The sequence below is a fragment of the Janthinobacterium sp. GW458P genome (assembly GCF_002127585.1).
GTDB lineage: Bacteria > Pseudomonadota > Gammaproteobacteria > Burkholderiales > Burkholderiaceae_D > Janthinobacterium.
Genome location: NZ_NEGZ01000002.1, coordinates 74,458 through 92,363, shown reverse-complemented (window position 1 = coordinate 92,363; position 17,906 = coordinate 74,458). Strand labels below are relative to the sequence as shown.

The 17,906-nt window shown below is 62.2% G+C and carries 16 protein-coding genes; 7 read left to right on the top strand and 9 right to left on the bottom strand.

Annotated features, from left to right (window positions below):
- Positions 1–18 precede the first annotated feature (18 nt).
- Positions 19–1,341 carry an aspartate aminotransferase family protein gene (locus CBW50_RS02565; protein ID WP_086144063.1) on the top strand — a complete coding sequence of 441 codons (1,323 nt, stop codon included), beginning with the start codon at positions 19–21 and terminating at the stop codon, positions 1,339–1,341.
- On the opposite strand, the gene CBW50_RS02560 is transcribed toward CBW50_RS02565, so the two are convergent.
- On the bottom strand, positions 1,338–1,601 hold the full coding sequence (locus CBW50_RS02560; RefSeq protein WP_086144062.1) for a PAAR domain-containing protein: 264 nt from the start codon (positions 1,599–1,601) through the stop codon (positions 1,338–1,340). The two genes, CBW50_RS02565 and CBW50_RS02560, sit on opposite strands and share 4 nt — an antisense overlap.
- Before the next feature lie 310 nt (positions 1,602–1,911).
- On the opposite strand from CBW50_RS02560, the gene CBW50_RS02555 reads away from it, so the two are divergent.
- From CBW50_RS02555 to CBW50_RS02540, 4 genes are all read left to right on the top strand, one after another.
- Positions 1,912–4,122 (top strand): serine/threonine-protein kinase, encoded by a 2,211-nt coding sequence (locus CBW50_RS02555; protein WP_086144061.1) that lies wholly within the window; start codon positions 1,912–1,914, stop codon positions 4,120–4,122.
- Positions 4,119–4,679 carry a hypothetical protein gene (locus CBW50_RS02550; protein WP_139842380.1) on the top strand — a complete coding sequence of 187 codons (561 nt, stop codon included), beginning with the start codon at positions 4,119–4,121 and terminating at the stop codon, positions 4,677–4,679. The genes CBW50_RS02555 and CBW50_RS02550 overlap by 4 nt, the downstream gene beginning before the upstream one ends.
- Positions 4,680–5,120: 441 nt before the next feature.
- On the top strand, positions 5,121–7,814 hold the full coding sequence (gene mutS / locus CBW50_RS02545) for a DNA mismatch repair protein MutS (protein ID WP_086144059.1): 2,694 nt from the start codon (positions 5,121–5,123) through the stop codon (positions 7,812–7,814).
- Positions 7,811–8,854, top strand: a complete 1,044-nt coding sequence (locus CBW50_RS02540) for a hypothetical protein (protein ID WP_086144058.1) — start codon at positions 7,811–7,813, stop codon at positions 8,852–8,854. The genes mutS and CBW50_RS02540 overlap by 4 nt, the downstream gene beginning before the upstream one ends.
- A gap of 214 nt (positions 8,855–9,068) precedes the next feature.
- On the opposite strand, the gene CBW50_RS02535 is transcribed toward CBW50_RS02540, so the two are convergent.
- Entirely contained in the window at positions 9,069–9,614 is a 546-nt protein-coding gene (locus CBW50_RS02535; RefSeq protein ID WP_086136197.1) for a peptidylprolyl isomerase, read from the bottom strand.
- Positions 9,615–9,707: 93 nt separating this feature from the next.
- On the opposite strand from CBW50_RS02535, the gene CBW50_RS02530 reads away from it, so the two are divergent.
- Together CBW50_RS02530 and CBW50_RS02525 are read left to right on the top strand one after the other, a co-directional pair.
- Positions 9,708–10,829, top strand: coding sequence for a cupin domain-containing protein (locus tag CBW50_RS02530; RefSeq protein WP_086144057.1), 1,122 nt, complete (start codon positions 9,708–9,710; stop codon positions 10,827–10,829).
- A 353-nt stretch (positions 10,830–11,182) separates the two neighbouring features.
- Positions 11,183–11,437 carry a hypothetical protein gene (locus CBW50_RS02525; protein ID WP_034783358.1) on the top strand — a complete coding sequence of 85 codons (255 nt, stop codon included), beginning with the start codon at positions 11,183–11,185 and terminating at the stop codon, positions 11,435–11,437.
- A 171-nt stretch (positions 11,438–11,608) separates the two neighbouring features.
- On the opposite strand, the gene bamC is transcribed toward CBW50_RS02525, so the two are convergent.
- From bamC to CBW50_RS02490, 7 genes are all read right to left on the bottom strand, one after another.
- A complete protein-coding gene (gene bamC, locus CBW50_RS02520; protein ID WP_086144056.1) occupies positions 11,609–12,802 on the bottom strand; it encodes an outer membrane protein assembly factor BamC in 1,194 nt (397 codons plus the stop codon).
- 81 nt (positions 12,803–12,883) lie between these two features.
- Positions 12,884–13,762 carry a 4-hydroxy-tetrahydrodipicolinate synthase gene (dapA, locus tag CBW50_RS02515; RefSeq protein WP_086144055.1) on the bottom strand — a complete coding sequence of 293 codons (879 nt, stop codon included), beginning with the start codon at positions 13,760–13,762 and terminating at the stop codon, positions 12,884–12,886.
- Positions 13,763–13,847: 85 nt separating this feature from the next.
- Entirely contained in the window at positions 13,848–14,420 is a 573-nt protein-coding gene (locus CBW50_RS02510; protein ID WP_086144054.1) for a bifunctional 2-polyprenyl-6-hydroxyphenol methylase/3-demethylubiquinol 3-O-methyltransferase UbiG, read from the bottom strand.
- A gap of 36 nt (positions 14,421–14,456) precedes the next feature.
- Complete coding sequence (locus tag CBW50_RS02505) at positions 14,457–15,137, bottom strand: site-2 protease family protein (protein WP_086144053.1); 681 nt, start codon at positions 15,135–15,137, stop codon at positions 14,457–14,459.
- A gap of 94 nt (positions 15,138–15,231) precedes the next feature.
- Positions 15,232–15,855, bottom strand: coding sequence for an L-threonylcarbamoyladenylate synthase (locus tag CBW50_RS02500; RefSeq protein WP_086144052.1), 624 nt, complete (start codon positions 15,853–15,855; stop codon positions 15,232–15,234).
- 38 nt (positions 15,856–15,893) lie between these two features.
- A complete protein-coding gene (gene htpX / locus CBW50_RS02495; RefSeq protein WP_086144051.1) occupies positions 15,894–16,778 on the bottom strand; it encodes a protease HtpX in 885 nt (294 codons plus the stop codon).
- A 219-nt stretch (positions 16,779–16,997) separates the two neighbouring features.
- Complete coding sequence (locus CBW50_RS02490) at positions 16,998–17,831, bottom strand: 3',5'-nucleoside bisphosphate phosphatase (RefSeq protein WP_086144050.1); 834 nt, start codon at positions 17,829–17,831, stop codon at positions 16,998–17,000.
- Positions 17,832–17,906: the final 75 nt, after the last annotated feature.

Sequence of the window (17,906 nt, the reverse complement as noted above, 5' to 3'; positions counted from 1 at the left end):
CGACAAGAAAGCGATGCCATGAGCCATGTCTTCCACCGCAGCCTGACCGCCACCTACCCTGTCGCCACGGGCGGCGACGGTCCCTACCTGATCGATGCCGATGGCAAGCGCTACCTGGACGCCTGCGGCGGCGCCGCCGTCTCCTGCCTCGGCCATTCGGATGCGGCCGTGATCGCCGCCGTGCAGCGGCAGATTGCCACGATGGCATACGCGCACAGCTCGTTTTTCACCAGCGAGCCGATGGAGCAGCTGGCCGATTTCCTCGTCGAGCGGGCGCCAGACGGCATCGACAGCGTGTATTTCGTCTCCGGCGGCTCGGAAGCGGTGGAGAGCGCGCTCAAGCTGGCGCGCCAGTATTTCGTCGAGCGGGGCCAGCCCCAGCGCCGCCACGTCATCGCCCGCCGCCAGAGCTATCACGGCAACACCCTGGGCGCGCTGGCCACGGGCGGCAACGCCTGGCGCCGCCAGCAGTTCGAGCCGCTTCTCATCGGCGTGACCCATGTGTCGCCCTGCTACGCCTGGCGCGACCAGCAGGCGCACGAAACGGATGCCGACTACGTGGCGCGCCTGGGCCAGGAACTGGAAGACAATATCGCCGAACTGGGCGCGGAGAACGTCATGGCCTTCATCGTCGAGCCCGTCGTCGGCGCGACGGCCGGCGCCCTGCCCGCCGTCGCCGGCTATTTTGCGCGCATGCGCGCCATCTGCCAGCGCCACGGCATCCTGCTGATCCTCGACGAAGTCATGTGCGGCATGGGGCGCACGGGCAGCCTGTTCGCCTGCGAGCAGGAAGGCGTCACGGCCGACCTGATCTGCATCGCCAAGGGGCTGGGCGCCGGCTACCAGCCCATCGGCGCGGTGATGGTGTCCAGGGACATCCGCGAGACCATCCGCGCCGGCACGGGCTTCTTCCAGCACGGCCACACGTACATCGGCCACGCCACGGCCTGCGCCGCCGCCCTGGCCGTGCAGCGGCAGATCGAGGAGCGCGATTTGCTGGCCAACGTGCGCGCCATGGGCGGCTTGCTGCAGGAGCGGCTGCGCCAGCGCTTCGGCGAGCACCCGCACGTGGGCGACATCCGCGGCCGCGGCCTGTTCCTGGGCCTGGAACTGGTGCAGGAGCGCGCCACCAAGCAGCCGTTCGACCCGGCCCGCCGCCTGCACGCGCGCATCAAGGCGCAAGCCATGCAGAATGGACTGATGTGCTACCCCATGGGCGGCACCATCGACGGCCTGCACGGCGACCACATCCTGCTGGCGCCGCCCTACATCATCGACGCCAGCCACGTCGAGGAAATCGTCGACAAGCTGGGCGCGGCCATCGACGCCTGCCTGCGCTAACCGCGCCCGCTGTTGCCCACGGTGGACATCAGGCTGGCGCCGCAGCTGGTCTTGTGCCCATCAAACGCCACGGGCACGCCATCGATCAGCACCTGCGGATCGCCCTCGGCGATCACGCAGCGCACATGGCCCTTGATCGGACACACGCAAGGATCGCCCTTGCGCGCCACGGCCACGCCCAGCACCGTGCTGTCCGGCGCCGCGCCCGCCACCTTGCCGCCGTGGCTGGTGGGATCGTTCAAGCGGATCACGCCGCGCATAATGACTCCTATCCTTGTCCGGCACACAACGCGGCACCGGTCCATGCGGTGCCTCTCCCGTTGGCATTATCGGGTGCTACGAAACATTCGTCATTGCGTTCGCGCACATTGACGGCATGCCGGGCGCAAAAATAGCAATCGCCATCCGGCAGCAACTTTTGTTCACTCCTTGCCAATATTAATTGACTTATTCGAAACAATCGTTTTAAATCAGGAAGTTACTCAAAATCAATCATCTTGGGCATTCAAACATCGCATTGACCCTCTCGATGCTTGACGTCCACGCTGATGCACTCTGAAGCCAAGGTATATGGAACTGCTCGACTCCCTGCGTCAGACCCCGCCGCAAGACGACACGATCAGCGGGCACTACGAAGTGCGCCGCTTGCTGGGCGAAGGCGGTTTCGGCCATGTATTCGAAGCGTGGGATGCCAAGCTGTGCCGCAGCGTGGCGCTGAAGCGTCTAAAACCGCAAGCCGACGTGCTGCATCCCGAAAAACTCATCAATGAAGCGCGCCTGGCCGCCTCGCTCAAGCATGCGGCCTTCGTGCGCATCTTTGCCATCGAGGGCCAGGGCACGAGCCAGTCCATCGTCATGGAACTGGTCGAAGGCCAGACCCTGGGGCAGTTCATGCACAGCGGCAAGGCGGATTTGCAGGCGGCGCTCGACATCGCCTACCAGATCGCCGACGCGATGGACGAAGCGCACGCCATGGACCTCGTGCACGGCGACCTGAAACCGTCGAACCTGATGCTGGAAGCGGATGGCAAGGTGCGCATCCTCGACTTCGGCCTGGCCCGCCACATCGACCCGCAAGCGACGCAAACGACTACCCTGTGCGACCTGCAGGGCACCATCGCCTACATGGCGCCCGAGCGCCTGATGGGCCGCCTGCCCGACACGCGCGGCGACGTGTATGCCTTGGGCGCCATGCTGTACGAAATGCTGGCCGGCCAGCGCCACTTCGCCCACCTGAACGGCCTGGCCCTGGCCGCCGCCCACATGCAGGCGACGGAGCCGTGGCCCGACCTGCCCGACTCCGTGCCGCCCGCCATCAACGCCCTCGTGCGCGCGATGACGGCGCACGACCCGGCCGAGCGGCCGCGCACCATGCGCGACGTGCGCGAGGCGCTAGGGGCACCAAGTAATGAGCAGCCGGCTCACGCTATGCCGAGCAAACCGGCGCCAAGTCCACAGAAAGCCATTTCGATCCGTTTTCACTTGCCAAGCCAACGCACCATGCTCGCCTGTGCGGCGGCCGTGATGCTGGCACTGGCCGCCTGGAAAGCACCAGAACTGATCGCCACCCGGCGCAGCGACAACGCCACAGCCGCCTATTCCGAGATAGCCTCCATGCGTTCCGGCATGGAGGCGCTGCGTACCTTCGATCGCGATACCAGCCAGACCCTTGCCATTGAAGAATTCAGCAAAGTGCTGGCGCATAATCCAGCCAACGCCGCCGCCGCGGCTGGCTTATCGCTGGCTTCGAGCTTGCGCTATATCGGCAATGGCCGCGACGACACCTGGCTGCAGCGGGCCGACGTGAGCGCCAGGCAGGCGCTGGAAGCCGACAACCAGCTTGCCCTGTCGCACGTGGCACAGGCGTGGGTACGGGAATTTCAGGGAAAGCGTGCAGAAGCCATGCAGGAAGCCACCGCTGCACTGAACCTGGAACCGAACAACTTGCTGGGCTTGTACGGCAAGACACGCATGCTGATTTATGCCAAAAATTACGACTTGGCCAAGGCTACTCTGGCCGTCGCCATGGCAGCCTATCCGCAAGAACACCTTTTTCACGCATTGCAGGGACGCATGTATTTTGAGCAAGGAGAGCTTGCCGCATCAGAACAGGCAATGCGCAACAGTATCAAGATGGATCCGCTGTCATCCGGTTCCTACGCAGGCTTGAGCTTGGTATTGCAAAGCATGAACCGCAACGAGGAAGCCGCGCAAGTGTTACAGCAAGGCTTGCAAATCCGCCCCCACTGGGAACTGTACAACAATCTTGGGACGTTGCTATTTACCAAGACCGACTACCTGGGTGCAGTGCGCGCCTTTGAGGATAGTGTCTCCGCCAGCAAAGGCAATCCGCGCGCCTATCTGCAATGGGCCAACTTGGCCGATGCGCAACGTTGGGTACCATCGCTGGCGGCCGCATCCATCCAATCCTACCAGCGCGCCATCGCCCTGCTAGCGCCCGTGCTTGAACGCACGCCAGGCGATACGACCGCCCTGTCGCGCATGGCGCTTTACCAGGCCCGTGTCATGCACAAGCAACAGGCGTTGGAGTTACTAAAAAAAACACTGGCGCAGGCCGAAACCAGCGCCATCGCATTTCGGGCGGCACTCACCTTCGAACTGATCGGCATGCGTACTGAAGCGATTGTTTCTTTAGAAAAAGCGGCAAAACTCGGCTATCCCTTGCACCTGATCGAATCGGAACCCGATTTCCTTCCATTGCGAAGGGATACTCGTTATCAACAACTTCTTATCAAATTAGAAAGTGACAGCAAAAAATGATGTATGAAAAGCCGTGGATGAAATTGTCGGTACATTTTGACGCCGACCAAACCAGCAACCAGCTCGACTATACCTTCACTTCCTGCGATGGCACAGCCGACCCGCGCCACGGCCCTTATATGGGCAGTGTTCACTTTCAAGCGGGCCAGCATGTCTACTTGGAAGTCAATTGCTGCGGCTCGGAAAAAAGCGGCTTCACCTCATTTCAGATCCTCGATTGCTGCATCATCAGCGTACCGCAGCTGACACAGATAGGCACCGGTATTCCGACCGTCTATTCCCCCCCATCCCCCTTCCTGCAAGCCGTAGGCGCCACCTATCCCCTGCAACTCGATTTTGTTTCCGAGCTGCTACCGCCAGATCCACTCCTGCCCGACCTGCGCCGCATACGCCAGGAATGGAAGCACACGCTTGATGTGGGCCACACGAAGGGACGCTGGGAAATATCATTCGTGCTGACCGTCCGCATCTTGCGGGGCGATAGTCGGCAACCAGAACTACGCGTCTTTTCTTTCGACCCGGAAGGCTCCATCGGCGGCGATACTGGACCAAATTAATTCCGCTCATCTATAAACAGGGGGATCAATGCAGATCCACGCTGCGACAGGACGTTGTACTCTCTATCAATCATGTGCCGCAGCGTCAAAGGCAGAAATTAGTCAGATCCAAGTGGAAGATCTGTACTTTTTCCCCGAAGAGACTGATATCGTGGAGATCAATGCCCATGCCTGTGACCATGACGGAATGACTGCCCTTGTTATCGTTTGACATTGCGATTCCTGCCCTTCGCTTCAAACAGATATATTCACGCCGCGCCGCCTGTCGGCGCGGCAGCCCCCCCCATCCGCACGCAATACGCCGCCCTGCCCGCCGAAAGCGGTAAAATGACGGCCTTGAACCCAAGCTCCGCCCCCTGGCGCGGCCTGGCACGCACACAGCACCACCCACAGCCCGGCAGGCATGCGTTTCCCTGCCGCCGGACCAACGACAAAGAACACATGACCACCGTCCCAAAAGAAATCAACGCCGCCGCGGCAAAGAAAAATTCGGCTGAAAAGCTTACTCCCATGATGCAGCAATATTTAGGCATCAAGGAAAACCATCCGACGATGCTGGTCTTCTACCGCATGGGCGATTTCTACGAGCTGTTTTTCGAGGATGCGGAAAAAGCCTCGCGCCTGCTGGGCATTACCCTGACGGCGCGCGGCGTGGCCAGCGGCAACCCCATCAAGATGTGCGGCGTGCCGTTTCACTCGCTCGACGGCTATCTGGCCAAGCTGGTCAAGCTGGGCGAGTCGGTGGCCATTTGCGAACAGATCGGCGATCCGGCCACCAGCAAGGGCCCAGTCGAGCGCAAGGTCATGCGCGTGGTCACGCCCGGCACCCTGACGGATGCGGACTTGCTGCCCGAAAAGGCCGAGCGCCCGCTGCTGGCCATGTGCAGCATCACGCAACGCAAGACGGTCACCACGGGCCTGGCCTGGCTGTCGCTGGCCAGCGGTGCACTAAAACTGATGGAGTTTTCCGGCGACAGCAGCACCGTGGCCGCGCGATTGCAACAGGAACTGGAGCGCATCGTGCCGGCCGAAATATTGAGCGGCGACAACGGCAACCTGTTCGACGACTATGCGGGCACCCACATCAACCGCGTGCCGGACTGGCATTTCGACGTGGTCGGCGGCCACAAGGCCCTGCTTGACCAGCTGGGCGTGGCGACCTTGACGGGTTTTGGCGCCGACGGCCTCGGCGCCGCGTTCGGCGCGGCCGGCGCGCTGCTGCGCTATGCGCAATCGACGCAGGGCCGCGGCTTGCAGCACGTGCGCTCCCTGACGACGGAAACGGAAAGCGAATTCATCGGCTTGGATGCGGCCACGCGGCGCAACCTGGAACTGACGGAAACCATCCGCGGCCAGGAATCGCCGACGCTATTTTCCCTGCTGGATCATTGCCGCACGGCCATGGGTTCGCGCATGCTGCGCCACTGGCTGCACCATGCGCGGCGCGACCAGAACGTGGCGCGCGCGCGCCATGAAGCCATCGCCGCGCTGGCGCAAAGCGAAGCGGCCGGTCCGCTCGCCGCCACCCTGGCGCAAGTGCCCGACATCGAACGCATCACCACGCGCATCGCCCTGCTGTCGGCGCGTCCGCGCGACCTGGCCGCCTTGCGCGACGGCTTGCTGCAACTGCCGGCCCTGCGCGGCGACGTGGTCCGTTGTTATGGCCCTGGCCAGGGCGGCGAAACGGGTTTGCTGGCCGCCATCCACGCGGCCCTGGCGACACCGACCGCCTGCCTGGACTTGCTGGTGCGCGCCGTGGCGCAGGAACCGGCCGCCATGGTGCGCGACGGCGGCGTGTTTGCCACGGGCTTCGACGCGGAACTCGATGAACTGCGCGCCCTGTCGGAAAACGCGGGCCAGTTCCTGCTCGACCTGGAAACGCGTGAACGCGCACGCACGGGCATCGCCAACCTGCGCGTCGAATACAACAAGGTGCACGGCTTCTATATTGAAGTCACGCACGGCCAGACGGACAAGGTGCCGGACGACTATCGCCGCCGCCAGACCCTGAAGAACGCCGAACGCTACATCACGCCGGAACTCAAGGTGTTCGAAGACAAGGCCCTGTCGGCGCAAGACAAGGCCCTCGTGCGCGAAAAGATGCTGTACGACCTGCTGCTCGCCGAGCTGGCGCCGCACATCGGCACCTTGCAGACCATTTCGCAGGGCCTGGCCCAGCTCGACACCCTGAATGCGCTGACGGAACATGCGCAGCAGCACAACTGGGCCGCGCCGCAACTGGTCGACGAGCCGTGCATCAATATCGTCGAAGGCCGCCACCCCGTGGTGGAAAAGCAGATCGAACGCTTCATCGCCAACGATTGCCGCCTCGTCAACGAACGCCGCCTGCTGCTGATTACCGGCCCGAACATGGGCGGTAAATCGACGTTCATGCGCCAGGTGGCATTGATCACCCTGCTGGCCTACGTGGGCAGCTACGTGCCGGCCGCGTCCGCCACCATCGGCCCCATCGACCGCATCTTCACGCGCATCGGCGCCACCGACGACCTGGCGGGCGGACGCTCGACCTTCATGGTCGAAATGACGGAATCGGCCGCGATTTTGAACGGCGCCACCGAGCACTCGCTGGTGCTGATGGATGAAGTGGGCCGCGGCACCTCGACCTTCGACGGCCTCGCCCTGGCCTGGGCCATCGCGCGCCATCTGATCGACACCAGCCGTAGTTTCACCCTGTTTGCCACACACTACTTTGAGCTGACGCAACTGCCGGACAGTCATCCGAGCGCCGCCAACGTGCATTTGTCCGCCGTCGAACACAAGGACAGCATCGTCTTCCTGCACGCCGTGCAAGCCGGTCCCGCCTCGCAAAGCTACGGCTTGCAGGTGGCGCAGCTGGCCGGCGTGCCGCAACCGGTGATCAAGGCCGCGCGCAAGCACCTGGCGCGCCTGGAAGCGCAGGCGCTGGACGCCACGCCGCAGCGCGACCTGTTCGCCGCACCGGCAGCCGATCCGTATGCGCAAGATGAAGACGAGGCAGCGGCGGCGCCGCTGGCCGCGCTCAATGAAGCGCAGCAAGCCTTGCTCGACGCCATCGCCGACCTCGATCCCGATGCGCTCACGCCGCGCGACGCGCTGGAGCAGCTGTACCAGTTGAAACGGCTGGCCGCCGCATGACCATCGGGCGCCGCTTCGTTCGCCTGCCCCTGCTGGCGGCCGGCCTGCTGGCCGCTTGCCTGCAGGGACAGCCGGCGCTGGCAGCCCCGGGCGACCAGGCCGGCTTCGAGTTTGCCGTGCTGGGCCACTCCTTCAAGGCGGGGCCCGACGATGGCCCGCTGAAAAAAGCCATCGCCGACACCAGCGCCTTCAATGCCTCCTTCGTGGTGGCGACCGGCATCAAGGCGGCCAGCGAATCGTGCAGCGACAAGCTGTACAGCCAGCGCAAGGACTTGCTCGACGCCAGCGGGCCGCCGCTGATCGTTTCGCTGTCGGCCAGCGACTGGGCCAACTGCCGCAATTCGCGCGGCCGCATCAACGCCATCGAACGCCTGAACCGCCTGCGCGACGTGTATTTCGCGGACGACCAGAGCCTGGGCCAGCGCAAGCTGACCCTGTCGCGGCTGTCATCGACGGCAAAGTTCCGCAGCTATGCGGAAAACGCGCACTGGGAATACGGCGGCGTGCTGTTTGCCACCGTCAACTTGCCCGCAAATAACAACCATTTCCTGCCGGAAGCGGGCCGCAACAGCGAGTTCGAAGACCGCCTGGTGGCCAACCGTTCCTGGCTGCAGCGGTTGTTCGCCATGGCGCAGCGCAAGCAGCTCGACGGCATCGTGCTGTTTTCCGACGGCGACGTGGGCGTGCTCGATGAAGACGACAATTCGCTGCTGCCCAGTTTCAGTTCGAAACAGGATGGCTTTGCGGGGCCGCGCAAGCAGATCCGCACCCTGGCGAAGAAGTTCAGCGGCAAGGTGTTACTGGTCGATACGCAGCGCGATGGCGACGCGGACGGCAAAGAGGGAAAAAACAAGAAGGCCACGGCCAGGACGGGCGCGCCGGCAATCCGCTGGAAAGGCAACCTGGGCCACGTCAGCATCGACAACGACTGGTCCGCCATCGCCGTGCGGCCCGGCAAGACGCCATACTTTGAGGTGCGTCAACGGGCCGTCAGGCCATCGGCGCAGGCCCGCGCCAGGGCGTCGACACTGCGCCGATAAAAGTGCGCCGCAATAAATAAAGGCCGGCACGCAGCCAGCCTTCATCTATCCAACAACAGACGTCACGACCAACAAACGTCACGACGCCTGACAAAACCGTCGCGAGCAGCGGCGCGGCGTGGCCGAGAAGCGCAACCGTACGTAAGTACGGGGGCGCCGAGCCGGTGAGCATCGCCGGCCGCGCCCCGCCGCGCGCAGCAGGTTTGGTCAGGTGTTAGTGGATTGGGTGGGTGCGGAAGTGATCGCCCTCTTCGCCTTCATCTTCATCATCGCCATGGTCGTGGCCATGCGCGCCATGCACGTGGCCATGGGCGATTTCTTCGTCGGTGGCTGCGCGCACGTCAGCGACGGTCAGCGAGAAGCGCAGCGCGATGCCGGCCAGTGGATGGTTGCCGTCCAGCACGACCTTGTCGTCGGCGATATCGGTGACGGTGAAGATCATCGCTTCTTCGTCCGGCGAATCGCTTTCCGGCATGCCTTCGAACTGCATGCCCACTTCCAGCGGCTCAGGCAGGCGATTGCGCGGCTCTACCTTGACCAGGGCTGGGTCGTATTCACCGAAAGCATCATCCGGTTCGATCTGGATCGTGTTGGAGTAGCCAACTTCCTTGCCGTCGAGCTCTTCTTCGATCTTCGGCAGGGTGTTTTCATAATCACCATGCAGGTAGACCATAGGCTGGCGGCCATCTTCGATCAGATTGTCTTGCGCGTCTGACAGTTTGTAGTTGACAGTCACGACCGTATTCTTGGCAATCTTCATTATGCTTCCTTTCATTGTATAAGCTGGCAAATTATACCTTTACGCCGCCAACGACAGGCGCATTCCTGCATTTCCGGTTGTTATAATGGGCGCATGAATAAATTAACTCTCCTCGGCGATATCACGCCGGCGCAATTTTTGCGCGACTACTGGCATAAAAAGCCCCTGCTGATCCGCCAGGCCGTGCCCGGCTTCAAGGCGTTGTTCGATTTCAAGGCTCTGGCCGAGCTGGCCACGCTGGACCACGTCGAATCGCGCCTGGTCAGCCACGCGGATGGCCACTGGAACATGCAGCAGGGTCCATTGACCAGCCTGCCTTCGCTGAAACAGAAGGAATGGACCTTGCTGGTGCAGGGCGCCAACCTGCACAGCGCCAAGGCCGACGCCCTGCTGCGCCAGTTCCGTTTCCTGCCGGACGCGCGCCTGGACGACCTGATGGTCAGCTTCGCCACCGACGGCGGCGGCGTGGGCCCGCATTTCGATTCCTACGACGTGTTCCTGCTGCAAGGCCAGGGCAAGCGCCACTGGCGCATCGGCGCGCAGAAGGACCTGAGCCTGATCGACGGCCTGCCGCTGAAAATCCTCAGCAATTTCACGCCCGACGAAGAATTCACGCTGGAACCGGGCGACATGCTGTACCTGCCGCCCCACTACGCGCACGACGGCGTGGCCATCGGCGACTGCCAGACGTATTCGATCGGTTTCCGCTCGCCCACGTTCCAGGAACTGGGTGAAGCCTTTTTGCAATTCATGGCCGACTCGATCGACTTGCCGGGCATTTACAGCGATCCGGACCTGAAAGCCTCGGGCAAACCGGCGGAAATTCCCCGTGAAATGCTCAGCACCATCGCAGAAGAACTGAACAAGGTGCGCTTCACGGAAGAAGATGTCACCATCTTCCTGGGCGAACACCTGTCGGAACCGAAGCACAATGTGTTTTTCACGCCGCTGTCGAAGCCATTGACGGTGGGCCGCTTCGCGGATGCCGCGCAAAAGAAGGGTGTTGTGTTGTCACGCAAGACCCTGATGCTGTATCGTGGCAAGAATGTCTTTATCAATGGCGAGTCATTTGCCATTGGCAAGGCCGACAAGGCGGCTCTGGAAACCCTGGCCAACGAACGCGCCCTCGATGGCGCCGCCGTGGCCCAGGCTTCCGATGACGTCATGGATGCGTTATATACCTGGTATCAGGATGGCTGGATCGAACTGGCTTGAATGACGGTAGCGTAGCAAAGTGGTATTACAAGGGCAAATAGTGCGAGTTCTGCGCTAGCGCAACAAAGCATATTATTTTTATATCGTTTTGTCGCGCTTTCGCAAAACATTTACACTTGCTTGCAATTTGCCCCGGCAAATATTGCGATATCACAAAATAGTTGCGAATTTGCCTCTTGCTCCTATTGCGACGCACCAAAAATCGCTATAATATTCGGTTAGGAAGTTTCCGTTGTCTGGCAGGCACCACCTGGTACGAAAAGCCTTCGAAGACGACCTAACGAGCGATAATTACCGGTAATTATTCATCGCAACAATGTTGATTTATTTTTTGAAATAATTAAGGAAAACAAATGAAAAAATCCCTGCTGATCGCCTCCCTGATGGTTGTTGCTCTGGCTGCTTGCAGCAAAAAAGAAGAAGCTCCTGCACCAGCACCAGTAGTTGAAACCCCAGCACCAGCACCAGCAGTTGAAGCTGCTCCAGCTGCTGCTGCTGACGCTGCTGCTTCGGCCGCTACCGACGCTGCTGCTGCTGCTTCGGCTGCCGCTTCGGCCGCTACCGACGCTGCTTCGGCTGCTTCGGCTGCTGCATCGGCTGCTAAGTAATTTAGCACCCTGCACTAAAGAAAGCCGGCCTTCGGGCCGGCTTTTTTGCGTCCGGCATTTTATCCGCAGGATATATATGCCGGACGCAGGCAATAAAAAAGGCTGGCCCGGTTTCCCGGGCCAGCCTTTTTAATGTGCGGCAGGTTCTGATGCCTGCCGCGAATGTAGCGCTTATTTCAACTGGTCGTTCAGCAGACCCAGGATCTTCTCGGCCACTGGCGAGGTGGCCGGCTGGCCTTCGTTGCTGAGGATGCTGACCAGGCTGGTCGAACCATTGCCGGCCTTGACGAGCACGCGGTAACGCTGCGCCTCCTTGTCCTTGTCGGAGGACGAACCCCAGCTGAACAGTTTCGAGAAGAAACCATCTTTCTTGACCGCGTCCGGATCGACGTAACGCACGAAATACGTGCCCTGCGTGCGGTCGCGGTCTTCCACGGTGAAACCAACCCTGTCCAGCGCCAGGCCGACACGGCGCCAGGCGCGGTCGAACGCTTCATCGACTTCGATGGCGCGCGCCGGCGTGGCGGCGTCGCCCACCAGCTTGGCGTGCTGCGGCTGCACGATGGCGGCGTCGACGGCCGTCTTCGCTTGCGCTTCGTCGCTGGCCGCGCCCAGGCGCGTCATCAGCTTGGCCAGGAATTGCGCCTCCAGGCCCGGATCGTTGGGACGCGCCGTCCAGGTGGTGGTTTCCTTGTCGCGGCCCGTAACGACCTCTTCCACGCCGCGGTGGCTGATGTAGATCTCGGTCGAGCCGTCGGCCAGGCGCTCCATGCGGGTGCGGAACTTGTCTTTCTCGCCCGTCGAATACAGCGAATCGAAAGCCTTGCCGATGGTGTTGCGGATAAAATCCTGCGGCAGCTTGGCGCGGTTCTCGTTCCACTCGGTTTCCATGATGCCGGCCGTCGGCTGGTCGATGGCGATGCTGAAGCCGGAATCTTCCCAGAACTGCTTGAGTTGCGGCCACAGCACTTCAGGCGACTGCTTGACCACCAGCCAGCGCTGGTTGCCCGCGCGCTCAACCTTGACGCCGCCCGCCGTGACCGGCACGACACCCACCACGCCGTCGGCGCCCACGACGACAGGCGTACCTGCCGTGGCGTTGCGCTGCGCGTTGTAGCCGGAAGCCGTGGCCACGCCGTTTTTCGAGTCTGGCAGCGAGTAGCGGTTGTCCTGCTGCAATTGCGTCAGGTCAGGCGGCACGTCCAGGGTGCTGGCTTTCTTGACCGACTTGTAGTCGACCTTGTCGCCACCAACCACCGAACTGATCATGCCGCAGCCCGCGAGGCTGGCTGCGACGGCGCCGATGACGATGCCGCGGACGGCGATGGTGGCAGGCGCCGGTTTGGTTTTCTTGCAATTAGTCATGTCGTAACTGGATAAGAAGCTAAGTAGCAGCTGAAATCAGGGAAGGTCCGGACTGTACGAGTCCGGGCTTAAAGTCCGGGCTTAAGACAGGACGCCCGCGTCGCGCAAGGCGTCACGCACGGTGTCGTGGCAATTTTCAGCCAGCGGCACCAGCGGCAAGCGTATGCCGGCAGGCATCATGCCCATTTCGGCCAGCGCCCATTTGACGGGCACCGGGTTGGGCTCGACAAACAATTTCTGGTGCAATGGGAAAACTTTGTTATTGATGGCAATGGCCGTGGCGCGTTCGCCCGCCATCGCGGCCACGCACAGCTCGTGCATGGCGCGCGGCGCGACGTTGGCCGTCACGGAGATATTGCCGTGGCCGCCGCAGAACATCAGCGCCATGGCCGTCGGATCGTCGCCCGAGTACACGGCGAAGCCGGCTGGCACCAGGCGCAGCAGGTCGACGCCGCGGCCGATATTGCCCGTTGCATCTTTCACGCCGACAATATTCGGGATGGCCGACAGGCGCACGATGGTCTCGTTGCTCATGTCGGCAACGGTGCGGCCAGGGACGTTGTACAGGATGACGGGGATGTCGACGGCTTCGGCGATGGCCTTGAAGTGCTGGTACATGCCTTCCTGGGTAGGACGGTTGTAGTACGGCACCACTTGCAGGACAGCGTCCGCGCCCGCTTCTTTCGCATAGCGCGTCAGCTTGATGGCCTCGGCCGTGGAGTTGCCACCGGCGCCGGCGATGATAGGAATGCGTCCCTTGGCGTGCTCGACGGTCAGCTGTATCAGTTCGCAGTGCTCTTCCACGCTCACAGTTGCCGATTCGCCCGTGGTGCCCACGATGACGATGCCGTCCGTACCCTCGGCGATATGCCAGTCGATCAGCTTGCGCAGACCTGGAAAGTCCAGACTGCCGTCCGCGTGCATCGGGGTGACGATTGCTACAATGCTGCCCTTGATCATAGTAAGTTTATAGCGCCGATAAATAAAACAACGATTGTAGCGGATAGCCCGCGCCTGTGGTGCATTCTGAAGTATAAACTGCCGCTCAAAAGGTCGGCAGCAGGGCTGCCAACCGTGGAAAATCTGGCCGGACGGCACAAATTCGTTGCACCAGAGCAGCTTTTGGCTGTTCCACGCGCCCGTCCTCGTACGCTACCACACGCAAGCCATGCTCTACCGCCCAGGCCAGCATCTCGCCTTCCTTCAGCAGGAATGCGGGATTCGACGGCTTGCCGAACTGCTCATTGCCCTCGGCAAACGTTTCATACACGAGCACGCCATCGGGCGCCAGGCTGGCGATCATCGCCTCGAGCAGCGGCCGGTGCAGATAATTGGTGACGACGATGCCGGCAAAGCGGCAGGGAGCGAACGGCCAGGCGGCGTCGGGGCCTTCCAGGTCCACCAGCGAGGTGGTGATGCCCGTGCCGGCCGCCTTTTCCAGCATTTCCGGATCATGGTCGAGCGCGATCACGGGGTGGCCCAGGCTCACCAGGTGGCGCGCATGACGGCCGGCGCCGCACGCCAGGTCCAGCACTTCGCCACCGGGAATCAGGGGCGCCCAGCGGCGCACCCAGCCAGAAATCGTTTCAGTGTCTACTACTTGTTCAGTTGCTTGCATCGGTACTTCCATCAGTTAATTGCTCTTTAGCACACATCAGCCCAGCAGCATACGCAGCGGCAAGGTCATCGCGTACAGGAGCTCCACCGCCTTCTGGAGCACGCCGCTCAACGCCAGGCCCAGGTAGCCTTTATAGCTCAGAAAAATCAGCAGAGCGAAGACGAACGGCGTATAGCGGTCAATGCTGGCGTACTTCCTCGACAGGCTGTCGGGCAGCATGCCGGCGACGATGCGCCCGCCATCGAGGGGCGGCACGGGTATCAGGTTAAAACAGAACATGACCACGTTGACCGCCACGCCAGCCAGGCTCACCTCGTCAAGGTAACCGCGCATGGCAAAACCGGGCGATACCGTGCCCAGCAGGACATGCGCAATCATCCAGCCAAACGCCATGGCCAGGTTGGCCATCGGCCCTGCCAGCGCCACCCAGGCCATCTGCCGCTTCGGATTGCGCAGGCGGCTGAAATCGACAGGCACCGGCTTGGCATAGCCGAACGGCACGCCGATCGCCCAATACAGGGTCAAGGGCAGCAGGATCGTGCCGAAAAGATCGATGTGCCGGATGGGATTGAGGCTCAGCCGGCCCTCGTTCGAGGCCGTCGGATCGCCAAAATACCTGGCCGTGTAGCCGTGCGCCGCTTCATGCAGGGAGATGGCAAACAGCACCGGCACCAGATACACCGCGACCGTCTGTACCGTCACATTGATATCATTCATGACGCCGATTTTAACAGAGGCGTCCACCGTCCTTGCTTATGTTGTCATTAAGAATAGGTGAAGAGCGGCGCCGGAACGGGTGCGCGATGCCTCGCTACAAACCCAGCACGGCCGGGTCGCCGCGTCCCACGCGCACCACTTCCGCCTCCGGCCCCGTCAGGTCGATCACGGTGCTGGGGCCGTGTGCGCAGACGCCGCCGTCGATGATCAGGTCGACCAGCTTTTCCAGCCGTGCGCGGATGGTGTCGGCGTCCGTCAGGCTGTCTTCATCGCCGGGCAGGGTCAACGTGGCGCCCAGCAGGGGCTGGCCCAGCTCTTCCAGCAGGCATTGCACGATGCGGTGCTGCGGCACGCGCAGGCCGATGGTCTTGCGCGAAGGATGGCTGAGGCGGCGCGGCACTTCCCGCGTCGCCTCCAGGATGAAGGTGTAGGCGCCCGGCGTGGCCGCCTTGAGCAGGCGGAACTGGCGGTTGTCGACGCGCGCGTACACGCCCAGCTCGCTCAAGTCGCGGCACAGCAAGGTCAGATGGTGCTTTTCATCGACGCCGCGGATGCGGCGCAGGCGCTCGACGGCGCCCTTGTCATCGAGCTGGCATACCAGCGCGTAGCAGGAATCCGTGGGCAAGGCCACGACGCCGCCGGACTGGATGATCTGCGCCGCCTGCTTGATCAGGCGCAATTGCGGATTGTCGGGGTGAATCTGGAAAAATTGACTCATGTGTCAGCGTTCTGGCGAACCAGCTTGTTAAGTTAGCATTATTGTACGCCGCGCAGCGCGGCAATGCGCTGCTCGATCGGCGGATGCGTGGCGAACAGCGCGCCCCAGCCGCCATCGCCGCCGCTGATGCCCAGCGCCTGCATCGATTGCGGCAACTCGCCCGGCGGCACGCCGCCCAGGCGGGCCAGCGCATGCATCATCGGCGTGGGGCTGCCCAGCAGCTTGGCCGAGCCGGCGTCGGCGCGGAATTCGCGCTGGCGCGAGAACCAGGCGACGATGATGGAAGCGAGCAAGCCGAAGATCACTTCGCACACCATCACGGTCACGAAGTAACCGATGCCGCGCCCGCCGCCTTCGCGGTTGTTATTTTTCAGCAACACATTATCGACAAAGAAGCCCACCACGCGGGCCATGAAGACGACGAAAGTGTTCACCACGCCCTGGATCAGGGTCAAGGTGACCATGTCGCCATTGGCGACGTGGGCGATTTCATGGCCCAGCACGGCTTCAACTTCATCGCGGTTCATGCTTTGCAGCAAGCCGGTCGAGACGGCCACCAGCGCCGAATTCTTGAAAGCACCCGTGGCAAACGCATTCGCGTCGCCTTCATAGACGGCCACTTCCGGCATGGCGATGCCGGCCCGCTCGGACAGCGCGCGCACGGTATTGACCAGCCACAATTCCGTCGACGAGGTCGGATTGTCGATCACGTGCGCGCCCGTGCTCCACTTGGCCATGGGCTTGCTGATCAACAGGGAAAAGATGGACCCGGTGAAGCCTACCACCAGCGAAAACACCATCAGGCTGCCCAGGTTCAGGGTGCTGCCCCGCGCCGGATTGCCCACGCCCAACAAGCTGAGGACGATGGACAGCACCAGCATCACGGCCAGGTTGGTAACGATAAAGAGGACGATGCGTTTCATGGGCGATGGCTCCAGATGACTATGTATGACAAGAATAACGAAAAGATAAGTACGGAAAGGCGCATTTTCAAGCAGCTATGGCAATACGCCAGCGCATCGGCAGCCAGGAAAATCGTCGCGAGCGGCAGTGATTTGTGGCCGAGAAGCGCAACCGTACTGGGTACGGTGAGCATCGCCGGCCGCAAAGCGCGCCGCGCAGCAGATTTGCCTGGCTCTCAGCTAGAACCAGTCGTGCCAGATGGGCGTGACATTCGACGGCAGCGGCGGCAGCATGGCAAAATCCACGCGCGACTCGCCCGGCGCGTGGAAATCCGTGCCGCGCGAAGCGAGGAAGCCGTAGGCGTTGGCCAGTTGCGCATATTCCGGATACTGGTCCGGACTGTGGCTGCCTGTGACGACTTCGATGGCCACGCCGCCCAATTGCTTGAACTCATCGAACAGCACGCCTTGCGCCATGTCGCTGAAGCGGTAGCGGCCCGGATGGGCAATGACGGCCACGCCGCCCGCGCCGCGTATCCAGCCGACCGCTTCGGCCAGGGTGGCCCAGCGGTGCTCGACATAGCCAGGCTTGCCTTCGGACAAGTATTTCTTGAACACGTCGGGGATGTTCGCGCACTTGCCCGTTTCCACGATGTAGCGGGCGAAATGCGTGCGCGACATCAGGTCCGGGTTGCCGACGAATTTCAAGGCCCCTTCATAGGCGTCGGGGATGCCGGCCAGGTCCAGCTGGCGGGCAATCTCGCGGCCGCGCGCGTCGCGTCCCGAACGAGTCTGGTGCAAGCCCTGCACCAGGCCGGGATTGTTTTCATCGACTTGCAAGCCGACGATGTGCACGGTTTCGCCGGCCCAGGTAATGGAAATTTCCACGCCGGCCACGAAGCGCATGCCCAGGTCCAGCGCGGCCGCGCGCGCGGCGGCGACGCCCGATACTTCATCGTGGTCCGTCAGCGCCCACACGTCGACGCCCGCCTTGCGGGCGTGCGCAGCCACGGCGGCCGGTGACAGCACGCCGTCGGAGATATTCGAATGACAATGCAGGTCGACTTTAAGCATACGAAAACAATACCCTGCACGGGCTCTACATGAAAGAAGTTTTTATTGTACGCTGCTTGTCAAAAGCGCATAGCG

Bases quoted from the DNA above. Each gene is read 5' to 3' on its own strand.
- CBW50_RS02565 (WP_086144063.1), top strand. From the start codon at position 19: ATGAGCCATGTCTTCCACCGCAGCCTGACCGCCACCTACCCTGTCGCC.
- CBW50_RS02560 (WP_086144062.1), bottom strand. From the start codon at position 1,601: ATGCGCGGCGTGATCCGCTTGAACGATCCCACCAGCCACGGCGGCAAG.
- CBW50_RS02555 (WP_086144061.1), top strand. From the start codon at position 1,912: ATGGAACTGCTCGACTCCCTGCGTCAGACCCCGCCGCAAGACGACACG.
- CBW50_RS02550 (WP_139842380.1), top strand. From the start codon at position 4,119: ATGATGTATGAAAAGCCGTGGATGAAATTGTCGGTACATTTTGACGCC.
- mutS (WP_086144059.1), top strand. From the start codon at position 5,121: ATGACCACCGTCCCAAAAGAAATCAACGCCGCCGCGGCAAAGAAAAAT.
- CBW50_RS02540 (WP_086144058.1), top strand. From the start codon at position 7,811: ATGACCATCGGGCGCCGCTTCGTTCGCCTGCCCCTGCTGGCGGCCGGC.
- CBW50_RS02535 (WP_086136197.1), bottom strand. From the start codon at position 9,614: ATGAAGATTGCCAAGAATACGGTCGTGACTGTCAACTACAAACTGTCA.
- CBW50_RS02530 (WP_086144057.1), top strand. From the start codon at position 9,708: ATGAATAAATTAACTCTCCTCGGCGATATCACGCCGGCGCAATTTTTG.
- CBW50_RS02525 (WP_034783358.1), top strand. From the start codon at position 11,183: ATGAAAAAATCCCTGCTGATCGCCTCCCTGATGGTTGTTGCTCTGGCT.
- bamC (WP_086144056.1), bottom strand. From the start codon at position 12,802: ATGACTAATTGCAAGAAAACCAAACCGGCGCCTGCCACCATCGCCGTC.
- dapA (WP_086144055.1), bottom strand. From the start codon at position 13,762: ATGATCAAGGGCAGCATTGTAGCAATCGTCACCCCGATGCACGCGGAC.
- CBW50_RS02510 (WP_086144054.1), bottom strand. From the start codon at position 14,420: ATGCAAGCAACTGAACAAGTAGTAGACACTGAAACGATTTCTGGCTGG.
- CBW50_RS02505 (WP_086144053.1), bottom strand. From the start codon at position 15,137: ATGAATGATATCAATGTGACGGTACAGACGGTCGCGGTGTATCTGGTG.
- CBW50_RS02500 (WP_086144052.1), bottom strand. From the start codon at position 15,855: ATGAGTCAATTTTTCCAGATTCACCCCGACAATCCGCAATTGCGCCTG.
- htpX (WP_086144051.1), bottom strand. From the start codon at position 16,778: ATGAAACGCATCGTCCTCTTTATCGTTACCAACCTGGCCGTGATGCTG.
- CBW50_RS02490 (WP_086144050.1), bottom strand. From the start codon at position 17,831: ATGCTTAAAGTCGACCTGCATTGTCATTCGAATATCTCCGACGGCGTG.